General features: G+C 70.3%; 11 protein-coding genes. 9 read left to right on the top strand and 2 right to left on the bottom strand.

The window, feature by feature from the left end; genetic code table 11:
• The first annotated feature begins 228 nt into the window (after positions 1-228).
• The 7 genes from P3T29_RS28940 (at position 229) to P3T29_RS28910 (ending at position 8,935) form a co-directional block, all read left to right on the top strand.
• Positions 229-1,434 carry an amidohydrolase gene (locus P3T29_RS28940; RefSeq protein ID WP_280719644.1) on the top strand — a complete coding sequence of 402 codons (1,206 nt, stop codon included), beginning with the start codon at positions 229-231 and terminating at the stop codon, positions 1,432-1,434.
• Between the two features lie 220 nt (positions 1,435-1,654).
• Positions 1,655-2,707, top strand: a complete 1,053-nt coding sequence (locus P3T29_RS28935; RefSeq protein ID WP_280719629.1) for a BMP family ABC transporter substrate-binding protein — start codon at positions 1,655-1,657, stop codon at positions 2,705-2,707.
• 285 nt (positions 2,708-2,992) lie between these two features.
• Positions 2,993-4,672: an ABC transporter ATP-binding protein gene (locus P3T29_RS28930; protein ID WP_280719643.1), complete on the top strand. Its 1,680-nt coding sequence runs from the start codon at positions 2,993-2,995 to the stop codon at positions 4,670-4,672.
• A gap of 5 nt (positions 4,673-4,677) precedes the next feature.
• Positions 4,678-5,829, top strand: a complete 1,152-nt coding sequence (locus P3T29_RS28925; RefSeq protein ID WP_280719628.1) for an ABC transporter permease — start codon at positions 4,678-4,680, stop codon at positions 5,827-5,829.
• The gene (locus P3T29_RS28920) at positions 5,826-7,094 is read left to right on the top strand and encodes an ABC transporter permease (RefSeq protein WP_280719627.1); all 1,269 of its coding nucleotides are present in this window, start codon (positions 5,826-5,828) and stop codon (positions 7,092-7,094) included. Before P3T29_RS28925 ends, P3T29_RS28920 begins: the two co-directional genes overlap by 4 nt.
• Positions 7,095-7,117: 23 nt before the next feature.
• Positions 7,118-7,498, top strand: coding sequence for a cytidine deaminase (locus P3T29_RS28915; RefSeq protein WP_280719626.1), 381 nt, complete (start codon positions 7,118-7,120; stop codon positions 7,496-7,498).
• Between the two features lie 159 nt (positions 7,499-7,657).
• Positions 7,658-8,935 (top strand): thymidine phosphorylase, encoded by a 1,278-nt coding sequence (locus P3T29_RS28910; RefSeq protein WP_280719625.1) that lies wholly within the window; start codon positions 7,658-7,660, stop codon positions 8,933-8,935.
• A 148-nt stretch (positions 8,936-9,083) separates the two neighbouring features.
• Here the strand turns inward: P3T29_RS28910 and P3T29_RS28905 are convergent, their stop codons facing one another.
• A complete protein-coding gene (locus tag P3T29_RS28905) occupies positions 9,084-9,323 on the bottom strand; it encodes a hypothetical protein (RefSeq protein WP_280719624.1) in 240 nt (79 codons plus the stop codon).
• A complete protein-coding gene (locus tag P3T29_RS28900; RefSeq protein ID WP_280719623.1) occupies positions 9,320-10,636 on the bottom strand; it encodes an MFS transporter in 1,317 nt (438 codons plus the stop codon). The genes P3T29_RS28905 and P3T29_RS28900 overlap by 4 nt, the downstream gene beginning before the upstream one ends.
• Before the next feature lie 63 nt (positions 10,637-10,699).
• Between P3T29_RS28900 and P3T29_RS28895 the strand changes: the two genes are divergently transcribed.
• Positions 10,700-11,656 carry a LysR family transcriptional regulator gene (locus P3T29_RS28895; RefSeq protein WP_280719622.1) on the top strand — a complete coding sequence of 319 codons (957 nt, stop codon included), beginning with the start codon at positions 10,700-10,702 and terminating at the stop codon, positions 11,654-11,656.
• Positions 11,657-11,772: 116 nt separating this feature from the next.
• Positions 11,773-12,921 carry an adenosine deaminase gene (locus P3T29_RS28890; RefSeq protein WP_280719621.1) on the top strand — a complete coding sequence of 383 codons (1,149 nt, stop codon included), beginning with the start codon at positions 11,773-11,775 and terminating at the stop codon, positions 12,919-12,921.
• Positions 12,922-13,038 lie beyond the last annotated feature (117 nt).

Here is a 13,038-nt window from a genome sequence, read left to right as displayed (position 1 = left end):
TCCTGTGCGTGTCCTGTGAGCCCGTCGGTCGTTGCACAGAAAGGTGATCACCCGGAAGGCGGCCGAAACGTGAAGTCATACCCAGCTACGGAGCCGGTAAGCGTCCATTCGGGGAGCGATCTCGGTGAAGTCAAGCCAAAACCCGTTCACCGGCCTAATCTTGTTGAGGTGAACCAGCCTCAGCACGCCGATCAGGCGCCCCGCACCCCTGCCCGCCCCGGTTCCGACCTGCGCGCACGGGTACGCGCCTACGAGGCCGAGCTGATCGCCTTCCGCCGTGACCTCCACCGGCACCCCGAGTTGGGCCGTCAGGAATTCCGCACCACTCGGCTACTCCGTGAGCGCATGTCGGCGGCCGGACTCTCACCCAGGCTGCTCCCGGGCGGCACCGGGATGACCGTCGACATCGTGCCCCCCGGCCTCGAGTCCGGCGCGCCGCTGCTGGCCTTCCGGGCCGACATCGACGCCCTGCCGATCGATGACGCCAAGTCAGATGTCCCGTACCGCTCGACACTTCCGGGCCGGGCGCACGCCTGCGGGCACGACGTGCACACCTCGATCGTGCTGGGCACCGCGCTGGTGCTGGCGCAGGCGGCCCGGACGGGGGAGCTGACGCAGCCGGTGCGGCTGATCTTCCAGCCCGCCGAGGAGGTGATGCCGGGCGGTGCGCTCGACGTCATCAAGGCGGGCGGGATGGAGGGCGTCGGCCGGATCTTCGCGGTGCACTGCGACCCCAAGGTCACCGTCGGCCGGCTCGGGCTGAAGACCGGGGCGATCACCTCGGCCTGCGACCTGCTGACACTGAAGCTGGACGGCCCCGGCGGGCACACCGCCCGGCCGTACCTCACCACCGACCTGGTCACCGCGATCGCCCGGATGGCGGCCGACCTGCCCCCGGCGCTCGCCCGCCGGCTGGACCCGCGCTGGGGCGTCAGCCTGGTCTGGGGCCGGATCGCCTCCGGCTCCGCGCCGAACGTCATCCCGCAGCACGCCGAGCTGGAGGGCACCGTCCGCTGCCTGGAGCTGGCGGGCTGGCGCGAGGCGCCCGAGGTGCTGCACGAGCTGATCGCCAAGATCGCCGAGACCCACCGGGCGAAGTGGACGCTCGACTACCACCGGGGGGTGCCGCCGGTGGTGAACGAGGCCGGCACCATCGCCCAGTTCGAGACGGCGATGACGGCCCGCTTCGAGGCGTCCGGCGACCCCTTGTTCAGTGGGCCGGTCGTGGAGGACACCGAGCAGAGCCTCGGCGGCGAGGACTTCTCCTGGTATCTGGAGCACGCTCCCGGCGCCCTCGCCCGGCTGGGCGTCCGGGCACCGCACGAGACGGTCGACCGTGACCTGCACCAAGGCCGTTTCGACGTGGACGAACGGGCGATCGGGGTGGGCGTCGAGCTGTTCGCTTCGCTGGCCCTGGAGCACGGGCGAGCCTGACTGGGGGTTGAGAGGCGGCCGCGTAGGGTGTTCACTCACTACCACTCGGTAGTGACATCGGGGCTGATCAGGTGTCGTGGTTTGTCCGATTCGTCCGGACTTAGCACCACATTTTGATAACAACCCGGATGCCCTCGCAGGCCGTGACCCAACCGTGTTCTACGCGCGTTACGGTGGCGCTCGACCACGCCAAACGGGTGTGTGAGAAGGAGATACTCCCTTGCGCCGTTCAATGAAGCTCGCCGCGGTTGTGCTCTCGGGTTCCCTGGGCATTGCCTCGCTCGCCGCTTGCGGCGCAAAGAGCACCGACACCTCGACCGCATCCGGCTCCGGCTCCGGCTCCCTCAAGGTCGGTATGGCGTACGACATCGGTGGCCGTGGCGACCAGTCGTTCAACGACTCCGCCGCCCGTGGCCTCGACAACGCCAAGGCCCAGCTGGGCGTCACCGTCAGCGAGGCCGAGGCCAAGACCGGCGAGGCCGAGGCCGACAAGGAGACCCGCCTCTCCAGCCTGGTGACCGCCGGCTTCAACCCGATCATCGCCGTCGGCTTCGTCTACCAGCCGGCCGTCGAGAAGGTCGCCAAGGCGAACCCGAACGTCAAGTTCGCGATCATCGACTCCTCGTCGACCACCCAGCCGAGCAACGTCACCTCGCTGACGTTCTCGGAGCAGGAGGGTTCGTACCTGGCCGGTGTCGCCGCCGCCAACAAGACCAAGACCAAGCACGTCGGCTTCATCGGCGGTGTGCAGTCCGAGCTGATCAAGAAGTTCGAGGCCGGTTACAAGGCGGGCGTCAAGTCGGTCGACCCGAGCATCGCGGTCGAGACCACCTACCTCACCACCCCCCCGGACTTCACCGGCTTCAACGATCCGGGCAAGGGCAAGGAAGCCGCCCAGGGCCAGCTCGACAAGGGCGCCGACGTCATCTTCTCGGCGGCCGGCTCCTCGGGCTCCGGTGCGATCGAGGCCGTCGCGATGGCGGGCAAGTGGGCCATCGGCGTCGACTCCGACCAGGCCAACCAGCCGGCCCTGGCGAAGTACAAGGACCACATCCTCACCTCGATGGTGAAGAACGTGGACACCGCCGTCTTCACCTACATCAAGGCTGCCAAGGACGGTAACCCGCTCACCGGCATCAAGAACTTCGACCTGAAGGCGAACGGTGTCTCGCTGGCCACCACCGGCGGCTTCATCGACGACATCAAGGCGAAGCTGGACGCGGCCACCCAGCAGATCACCTCGGGTGCCACCAAGGTCCCGACCGCCCCGTAATTCCGGAGCCGGTCGACGCAGTGCCCGGTCGACGCCGTACTTGGTCGACGCAGTGCTTGGTCACTGCGTGCCGGTAGGCACCGCGTCACCTGATCACCGCTGTACCTGAAGTACCGCTGTACCTGAAGTACCAGGGAGGGGCCCGGCGGGGTGCGCGCGACGCGCACCCACCGGGCCCCGCCCTTTCCGCCCACTGATCCTTCCCCGATCTTGGCCCTCCAGCGCAACGACGCGCCTCCCGAACAACAGGAGATCGCCATCACCGCTTCCGATCCCGCCCAGAGCTTGGGCGGCACCCCCAGCGCGGGGACGGCGACACCGGCCGTCGAACTGCGCGGTATCACCAAGCGCTTCCCCGGAGTCGTGGCCAACCACGACATCGACATCACCGTCGCCCGTGGCACCGTGCACGCCCTGATGGGCGAGAACGGCGCCGGCAAGTCGACCCTGATGAAGATCCTCTACGGGATGCAGCGCCCCGACGAGGGCACCATCGCCATCGACGGCGAGCTGGTCGAGTTCCACACTCCCGGCGACGCCATCGCGCGCGGCATCGGCATGGTGCACCAGCACTTCATGCTGGCCGACAACCTGACGGTCTGGGAGAACGTCGTTCTGGGCGGCGAGAAGCTGCACGGGATGGGGGCCAAGGCCAAGGCGAAGATCAAGGAGATCTCCGACCAGTACGGCCTGGGCGTCCGCCCGGACGTTCTGGTCGAGGACCTCGGTGTGGCCGAGCGGCAGCGGGTCGAGATCCTCAAGGTTCTCTACCGGGGCGCCAGGATCCTGATCCTGGACGAGCCCACCGCCGTCCTCGTCCCGCACGAGGTCGAGGCGCTGTTCGCCAACCTCCGCGACCTCAAGTCCGAGGGCGTCACCGTCATCTTCATCTCGCACAAGCTGCACGAGGTGCTCTCGGTGGCCGACGCGATCAGCGTCATCCGCCGTGGCACCACGGTCGGCGACGCGGACCCGGCGAACGTGACGGCCCGTCAGCTCGCCGAGATGATGGTCGGCGCCGAGCTGCCCTCCCCGGTGAGCCGCGAGTCGACCGTCACCGAGGTCGAGATGCTCAAGGTCGACGGCCTGCGGATCGCCAAGGCTGACATCGAGGGCATCGAGCGTGTCGTCCTCGACGACATCTCGCTCACCATCCACAAGGGCGAGATCCTCGGCATCGCCGGGGTCGAGGGCAACGGCCAGGCCGAGCTGGTCGAGGCCATCATGGGCATGCTCCCGCCGGACGCCGGTACCGTCACGCTGGACGGCACCGACCTCTCGGGCACGCTGACCCGGGCCCGCCGCGAGGCCGGCATCGGCTACATCCCGGAGGACCGGCACAAGCACGGACTGCTGCTGGAGGCTCCGCTCTGGGAGAACCGGATGCTCGGTCACGTCACCGAGTCCCCCAACTCCAAGGGCTTCCTGCTCGACCCGGCCGGTGCCCGCAAGGACACCCTGCGGATCGTCGCCGAGTACGACGTCCGCACCCCCGGCATCGAGGTCACCGCGGCCTCTCTCTCCGGCGGCAACCAGCAGAAGCTGATCATCGGCCGCGAGATGAGCCACCAGCCCAAGCTGCTGATCGCGGCCCACCCGACCCGTGGTGTGGACGTCGGCGCGCAGGCGCAGATCTGGGACCAGATCCGCAGCGCGCAGCGCGAGGGCCTGGCGGTGCTGCTGATCTCCGCCGACCTGGACGAGCTGATCGGGCTCTCCGACACCATCCGGGTGATCTACCGGGGCCGACTGGTCGCGGATGCCGACCCGGCCACCGTCACGGCCGAGGACCTGGGCACCGCGATGACCGGTGCGGCCGCCGGCCACATCGAGTCGGAGCCGGAGGCCGTGGCCGAAGCAGCCGAGATCGCCGCCGAGGGCACCGAGGCGGAGGCCGGCGCCGACGCGCCCGCCGATGCTGCGCCCACCGACACCGCCGTAGACGACCCGCAGGCGGGGGAGTAACCCACATGACCAGTCCCAACCCTGCCAAGCGCACGCTTGCCCAGCGGTTCGACACCGAGCGCATCGCACTCGGTCTCGCCGCTCCGCTGCTGGCCGTGCTGCTCTCCGTGGTGATCTGTTCGATCCTGCTGCTGACCTCGGGCCGTGACCCGTTCAAGGCGTTCAACGTGATGTTCACGTACGGGACGGCCTCCGACGGTCAGGTGCTGATCCTCAACCGCGCCACCACGTACTACCTGGCCGCCGTGGCCGCCGCCTTCGGCTTCCGGATGAACCTGTTCAACATCGGCGTCGAGGGCCAGTACCGGATCGCCGCGCTGTTCGCGGCCTACGTCGGTGCCCAGCTCAACCTGCCGTCGTTCATCCAGATCCCGCTGCTGCTGATCACCGCCATGCTGGCCGGTGGCATCTGGGCCTCGATCGCCGGTGTGCTGAAGGTGTACCGGGGCGTCAGCGAGGTCATCTCGACCATCATGCTGAACGCGATCTCGCTCGCCGTGGTCGGTCTGCTGCTGGTGCCCGGCATCTTCGCGCCGAAGGTGAGCAGCACCAGCAACAGCGTCCAGACCGACCCGATCTCGGCCTCCAGCCACTTCTTCTCGATCAACACGGCGGGTGGCGTGCTCTGGGGCTTCATCGTGGTCGCGGTGATCGTCGGGGTGGGCTTCCAGCTGACCCTGAGCCGCACCCGGTTCGGCTTCGACCTGCGGGCCACCGGCCGCTCGGAGTCCGCCGCCGCCGCGTCCGGCGTCAACGTCAAGAAGATGGTCCTGACCAGCATGGCCGTCTCCGGCGCGCTGGCCGGTCTGATCGGCATGCCGGACCTGCTGCAGAACTCGTACAACTACGGCACCAGCTTCCAGCAGGGCCTGGGCTTCACCGGCATCGCGATCGCCCTGCTCGGTCGCAACAGCCCGATCGGCATCGTCTTCTCGGCGCTGCTCTTCGCCTTCATGGACGTCACCGCCGTGCAGCTGCCGTTGCAGGGTGACTTCCCGCAGGAGATCGTCCAGGTCATGCAGGGCACCATCGTCATCTGCGTCGTCGTCGCCTACGAGCTGGTGCGTCGCTACGGCCTCAAGCGCCAGCAGCAGAAGGTCGGCGCCGAACTCGCCGCGCAGGCCGCTGCGGCCGCCAAGAAGGAGGTGACCGCATGAGCACCGCAACCACTGCGCGCCCGAAGGTCCCCGGCAAGACGCCGGCCAAGAAGGGCAAGCTCTCCGCACCGGTGGTGCTGCTGCTGATCGCGGCCGCCCTGATGCTGTTCTCCGCCGTCGGGATAGTGACCGGCAACCACGGTCTGACCTCCTCCGGCCAGATCTCCGCCGCCATCGGCTCCGCGGTGCCGATCGCCCTCGCGGGTCTCGGTGGTCTCTGGTCCGAGCGGGCCGGCGTGGTCAACATCGGCCTCGAAGGCATGATGGTCGCCGGCACCTTCGCCGGCGCCTGGGGCGGCTACCTGGTCAACCCCTGGTTCGGCCTGGTCGCGGGCATGATCGGCGGCGCGCTCGGCGGTCTGCTGCACGCGGTCGTCACGGTCACCTTCGGGGTCGACCACATCGTCTCCGGTGTCGGTATCAACCTGCTGATCCCCGGCATCTGCGCCTACGTCAACAAGATCTACTACAAGGACTACGTCGCCTTCGGCGCGGGCGCCAACCAGTCCCCGCCGGCCAACGCGCTCCCGTACATCAAGATCCCGGGTCTCTCGTCCTGGCTGGACAGCATCGAGGGCCACCACTGGTTCCTGGTCTCCGACGTCGCCGGTGTGGTGGGCGGTGTGGTCACCAACCTGTCGGTGGTCGTGGTCCTCGCCGCCGTGCTGATCGTGGCCAGCTACTTCCTGCTCTGGCGTACGGTCTTCGGCCTGCGGCTGCGCTCCTGCGGCGAGAACCCGACGGCGGCCGAGTCGCTCGGCGTCAACGTCTACAAGTACAAGTACCTCGCCGTCATCGCCTCGGGCGCCTTCGCCGGTCTGGCGGGGTCGTACCTCTCGCTGGTGGCCTCGCACTTCTACAAGGACGGCCAGACGGCCGGCCGAGGCTACATCGGTCTCGCCGCGATGATCTTCGGTAACTGGATGCCGGGCGGCCTGTCCGTCGGTGCCGGTCTGTTCGGATTCACCGACAGTCTCCAGCTGCGCGACGCCGACTCGGTGCACGTGCTGCTGATCGTGATCGCCATCGCGATGGCGCTGCTGGCCCTCTGGCAGGTGTACCGCCGCAAGTTCACCAGCGCGGTCATCAGCTTCGTGGCGGCCGGCGCCCTGGCGACCTGGTACGCGACCACGGACTCCGTGCCGCGCCCGCTGATCGTCGCCACGCCGTACGTGATCACCCTGGTGGTGCTCTCGCTCGCCTCGCAGCGACTCCGTCCGCCGAAGGCCGACGGGCAGATCTACCGCAAGGGCCAGGGCAAGTGACGGATCGTCAGGCTGGTTCTCGGGTGATCGACTGGGAGGCGCTGCGCGCCGCCGCCCGTGACGCCATGTCACGTGCGTACGCGCCGTACAGCAAGTTCCCGGTCGGCGCCGCCGCCCTGGTGGACGACGGCCGTACCGTGACCGGCTGCAACGTCGAGAACGCTTCGTACGGGCTGGCGCTGTGCGCCGAGTGCGGGTTGGTCTCGGCGCTGCACGCCGGTGGCGGCGGCCGGCTGGTGGCGTTCACCTGTGTGGACGGCGCCGGGGAGCTGCTGATGCCGTGCGGGCGCTGCCGTCAGCTGCTCTACGAGCACGGCGGGCCCGAGCTGCTGGTCGAGCTGCCCTCGGGCGTGAAGACCATGGCCGAGGTGCTGCCGGACGCGTTCGGGCCGGAGCGGCTGTAGTTCGCTGCCGGTTTTGGTTCGTTGTCGGATTCGTAGAGATTCAGCCGGAGCTGCTCTGGCAGATCCATTTGTTACGCGCGTAGAGTGTCGCGAGGCGGCGGGAGTCATTCCGCCCTTTCGCGACACTCTTCGCTTTTGACCCACATTCTTGGAGAGCCCATGGACGCCCCCTCCGTCATCAGGACCAAGCGCGATCGCGGAGAGCTGACCGACGCTCAGATCGACTGGGTGATCGACGCCTACACCAAGGGCGACGTCGCGGACGAGCAGATGTCCGCCCTGGCCATGGCCATCCTGCTGAACGGGATGAACCTCCGCGAGATCAGCCGCTGGACGGAGGCGATGATCCGCTCCGGCGTCCGGATGGACTTCTCCGCGCTCGGCGTGCCGACCTCCGACAAGCACTCCACCGGCGGCGTCGGCGACAAGATTACCCTGCCGCTCGCCCCGCTGGTCGCCGCCTGTGGCGCGGCCGTCCCGCAGCTCTCCGGCCGGGGCCTCGGCCACACCGGCGGTACGCTCGACAAGCTGGAGTCCATCCCCGGCTGGCGGGCGCTGCTCTCCAACGACGAGATGATGTCCGTCCTGCACTCCGCCGGCGCGGTGATCTGCGCGGCCGGTGACGGTCTCGCCCCCGCCGACAAGAAGCTCTACGCGCTGCGCGACGTGACGGGCACGGTCGAGGCGATCCCGCTGATCGCCTCGTCCATCATGTCCAAGAAGATCGCCGAGGGCACGGGCGCGCTGGTGCTGGACGTGAAGGTCGGCTCCGGCGCCTTCATGAAGAACCTCGCCGACGCCCAGGAGCTGGCCCGCACCATGGTCGGCCTGGGCAAGGCGGCCGGGGTCAACACCGTCGCGCTGCTCACCGACATGTCGACCCCGCTCGGCCTCACGGCCGGCAACGCGCTGGAGGTCCGCGAGTCGGTCGAGGTGCTGGCCGGTGGCGGCCCGGCCGACGTGGTCGAGCTGACCCTCGCACTGGCCCGCGAGATGCTCGCGGCGGCGGGCGTGCACGGCAAGGACCCGGCGGACGCGCTGCGCGACGGTTCCGCGATGGACCACTGGCGCCGCATGATCAGCGCCCAGGGCGGCGACGTGGACGCCCCCCTCCCCGTCGCCCGAGAGCAGCACGTCATCACGGCGCCCGCCTCCGGCGTCCTCACCGGCCTCGACGCGTACGGCGTCGGCGTCTGCGCCTGGCGCCTCGGCGCGGGCCGCGCCCGCAAGGAGGACCCGGTCCAGGCCGGCGCGGGCGTCGAGATGCACGCCAAGCCCGGCGACACCGTGGTGGCGGGCCAGCCCCTGCTGACCCTGCACACCGACACCCCCGAGCGCTACGACTACGCCATCGAGGCCCTCGACGGCGCCGTCACCGTCTCCCCGGCGGGCACCGCGTTCACCCCGAACCCGATCGTGCTGGACCGCATCGCGTGACGCGCTAGCGACCGGACGACAGCGGTGGTGGGACGGCCTCTTGGCCTTCCTGCCACCGCTGTCGGCGTACTACGGCCGGTGGAAGATCTCGTGCATGCCGATGCGGCGTGGTGTGGGCGTTGCCCCCGGGTGCATTCCTGTCCGCCGGTCAGGCGTACGTGCGCAGGACGCTGGTGTCGATGGACCAGGGGCCGACGGTGATGGGATGGTGTCGCCGAAGGCGAACTTCTCGCGCGATGCGGACCACGGCCAGCTCGTGGCGGTTCACCGGGGAAGTCGCCACGAGGATCTGGCCGTTCGCGATCTCCACCTTGCCCATGCCCGGGATGTACGGGAGTTGGTCGGCGATCTCGCGCAGCCGCGCGTACGCGGCCGGATCGATGCTCACGTTCGCAGCGTACCGGCGGCCGCTGCCCGGCGGGCCGCGACGGCCTGGTGGGTGGCGTAGAGGGTGACGGCGGCGGCGAGGGTCATGGCGGTGAGGCCGACGGTGGCTGCGCCGTCCCAGCCGATCCGGTGGTAGGCGTCGGCGCCGATGGTGCCGCCGATGCTGTTGCCCAGGTAGTAGGCGATCAGGTAGAGCGCGGAGGCCTGCGCGCGCCCCTTGGTCGCGGTGCGCCCCACCGAGGAGGAGGCGGTGGCGTGGCCGGCGAAGAAACCCGCCGTGATCAGGACCAGGCCGAGCAGCGCGCAGAGCAGGGAGTCGGCGAGCGAGAGCAGCAGGCCGGCCGTGCAGACGGCGATCGCGACGTACAGGGTGCCCCGGCGGCCGAGGCGGGCGGTGAGGCGGCCCGCGCTCGCGGAGGAGGCGGTGCCGACCAGGTAGACCACGAAGATCGAGGCCGCCACCGACTCCGGCAGGTTGAAGGGCGCGGAGATCAGCCGGTAGCCGACGGTGTTGTAGACCGCGCCGAAGACCGCCATGAAGAGCGCGCCCAGCGCGTAGAGCCTCAGCAGCAGCGGATTGCGCAGGTGGTCGGCGACCGTACGCGCGAGGGCGCCCGCGTTCACCGGCGCCGGGCGGAAGTGGCGGGCGGCCGGGATCAGCAGTCGGAAGGCCAGGGTGGCGAGCAGCGCCATCAGCGCCGAGGCCGCCAGGCCCCAGCGCCAGCCCCAGGCCGCCGCAGTCCAGCCGGAGACCAGTCGGCCGCCCATGCCGCCGATGCTGTTGCCCGCCACGTACAGACCCATCGCGGAGGCCAGCGCGCTCGGGTGGATCTCCTCCGCCAGGTACGCCATCGCCGTCGCGGGCAGCCCGGCGAGTGCCGCGCCCTGCAACCCCCGGAGGACGACCAGCGTGCGCAGGTCGGGCGCGAGGGGGAGCAGCAGCGCGAGGCCGGACGCGGTCAGCATCGAGGCGGTCATCACCGCCGTCCGCCCGTACCGGTCGGACAGCGCGCTGGCCGGGAGCAGTGCGAGGGCGAGCCCGAGGGTGGCCGCCGAGGTGGTCCAGCTGGCCTGGCCGGGTGTCAGGTCGAGGCCGGCGGAGAGGATCGGCAGCAGGCCCTGGGTGGAGTAGAGCAGGACGAAGGTGGCGATCCCGGCGGCGAACAGCGCGACGTTCGAACGCCGGAAGGCGCGGTCGCCGGGGCGGTGCCTGAGGTCCGTGAGGTCCCTGGGGCTTTCGGGGGCTGCGGGGGAGGACGGGTGGGCGGCATCCGGCAGTGCGACTGCGGATGCCCCGGTATCGGCGGGCGGCATGCCTTGACGGTAGGACCGGCGGGTTTGATGCGTCCAATACATGAATCACCGATAATTCATGCTGTGACGTATGAGAGCAGCTCGCCGCCACTGTCCCGCGCCGAGCTGGGCCCGGACAGTGCGGCCTCCCGGCTCGCCCCGCAGCTGGCGCAGTTCGCGGCGGTGGCCCGGTTGGAGCACGTGACGCAGGCGGCGCAGCTGCTCGGCATGCCGCAGCCCACGCTCTCCCGGGCGGTCGCGCGGCTGGAGGGGGAGCTGGGCGTGCAACTGCTCGCCCGGCAGGGCCGCACGGTCCGGCTGACCAGGGCGGGCCGGCTGCTGCTCGGCAGCGTGGAGCGGGCGCTCGCCGAGTTGGAGCGCGGGGCGGAGGCGGCCAGGGCGGAGGCCGATCCGGCGGCCGGGCGGGTCGCCTTCGGGTTCCTGCACACGATGGGGACGGACGCGGTGCCCGCGCTGCTGCGGGACTTCCGGGCGGAGCACCCGAAGGTGCGGTTCCAGCTGGTGCAGGACTACGTCACGGCGATGCTGGAGCGGCTGCGCGCGGGGGAGTTGGACCTCTGTCTGGTCTCACCGCTGCCGGACGCACCGGATCTGACGGCTCGTCCGCTGGACGAGCAGCGGCTCTACCTGACCGTACCGGTGGACCACCGGCTGGCCGGGCGGCGGCGGATCCGGCTGGTGGAGGTCGCTGACGAGCCGTTCGTCGCGGTCGAGGAGGGGTACGGGCTGCGCGCGATCACGGACGGGTTCTGCGCGGAGGCCGGGTTCGTCCCCCGGATCGCCTTCGAGGGCGAGGAGGCCGAGACCCTGCGCGGGCTGGTCGCGGCCGGGCTGGGGGTGGCGCTGCTGCCGCCGTCGCTGGTACCGCGCCCGGGCGTGGTGGAGCTGGAGGTGACCGCGCCCCGGACCCGGCGGGCGATCGGGCTCGCCTGGGTGACGGGCCGGCCGCTGACGCCGCCGGTGGCGGCGTTCCGCGACTTCGTGCTGTCCCGGCGCGGGCGGCTGCTGGACCACGACTGACGGCCGGGCGTGTCCCCGGGTGCGGGTTGGTCCGTCCGGGGGACCGGTGCAAGTGATCCGCGACCGGCCGGTGATCGACGTGGTAAATCTACGCGCGTAGGGGCTACACTCCCGCAATGGAGAAGCAGACCACCGCCACTGCGGGCACCACAGGCCCCCGCATCCCCACCGCAGACCAGATCGCCCGTGCCCCGAAGGTGCTCCTGCACGACCACCTCGACGGCGGGCTGCGTCCCGAGACCATCGTCGAACTGGCCGCCGCCTGCGGCTACGAGGGTCTCCCCACCACCGACCCCGCCAAGCTCGGCGTCTGGTTCCGCGAGGCCGCCGACTCCGGCTCGCTCGTGCGCTACCTGGAGACCTTCGCCCACACCTGCGCCGTGATGCAGACCCGTGACGCGCTGGTGAAGGTCGCCGCCGACTGCGCCGAGGACCTGGCCGCCGACGGCGTCGTCTACGCCGAGGTGCGCTACGCCCCCGAGCAGCACCTCGAGGCCGGCCTGACCCTGGAGCAGGTCGTCGAGGCCGTCAACGACGGCTTCCGCCTCGGCGAGGCGAACGCCCGCGCCAACGGCCACCGGATCCGCGTCGGCACGCTGCTCACCGCGATGCGGCACGCCGCCCGCTCGCAGGAGATCGCCGAGCTGGCCAACGCCTACCGCGACCAGGGCGTCGTCGGCTTCGACATCGCGGGCGCCGAGGCCGGCCACCCGCCCACCCGCCACCAGGGCGCCTTCGACTACCTCAAGGGCGAGAACAACCACTTCACCATCCACGCCGGCGAGGCGTTCGGCCTGCCCTCGATCTGGGAGGCCCTGCAGTGCTGCGGCGCCGACCGGCTCGGCCACGGCGTCCGCATCATCGACGACATCACCGTGAACGAGGACGGCAGCGTCGAGCTGGGCCGCCTGGCCGCGTACGTGCGCGACAAGCGCATCCCGCTGGAGATGTGCCCGACCTCCAACCTGCAGACGGCGGCCGCGACTTCGTACGCCGAGCACCCGATCGGGCTGCTCAGCCGGCTGAAGTTCCGGGTGACGGTCAACACCGACAACCGGCTGATGAGCGGCACCAGCATGAGCCAGGAGTTCGGCCACCTGGTGGACGCCTTCGGCTACACCCTGGGTGACCTGGAGTGGTTCACCACGAACGCGATGAAGTCGGCCTTCCTGCCCTTCGACGAGCGGCTCGCGATGATCACCGACGTGATCAAGCCGGGTTACGCCGAGCTCAAGGCGGAGTGGCTGTTCAGCGCGGGTCTCTGAGCCGCCGTCGTAGTGACGGTGTGTCGGGTGGGTACGGGTCCATCGCCGGGGCCCGTGCCCATCTGCCGTTCCGGGGCCGCTGGTTGGCGGCGTCCTGGAGCGTCCGCCGGTAGGGGG

This window comes from Kitasatospora sp. MAP5-34, assembly GCF_029894335.1.
Classification (GTDB): Bacteria; Actinomycetota; Actinomycetes; order Streptomycetales; family Streptomycetaceae; genus Kitasatospora.
This window is presented reverse-complemented; position numbering and strand designations above follow the sequence as displayed.

What these genes read in the sequence shown, in the direction of transcription:
- P3T29_RS28925 (WP_280719628.1), top strand. Translation starts at nt 4,678, where the DNA reads ATGACCAGTCCCAACCCTGCCAAGCGCACGCTTGCCCAGCGGTTCGAC.
- P3T29_RS28920 (WP_280719627.1), top strand. Translation starts at nt 5,826, where the DNA reads ATGAGCACCGCAACCACTGCGCGCCCGAAGGTCCCCGGCAAGACGCCG.
- P3T29_RS28910 (WP_280719625.1), top strand. Translation starts at nt 7,658, where the DNA reads ATGGACGCCCCCTCCGTCATCAGGACCAAGCGCGATCGCGGAGAGCTG.
- P3T29_RS28900 (WP_280719623.1), bottom strand. Translation starts at nt 10,636, where the DNA reads ATGCCGCCCGCCGATACCGGGGCATCCGCAGTCGCACTGCCGGATGCC.
- P3T29_RS28890 (WP_280719621.1), top strand. Translation starts at nt 11,773, where the DNA reads ATGGAGAAGCAGACCACCGCCACTGCGGGCACCACAGGCCCCCGCATC.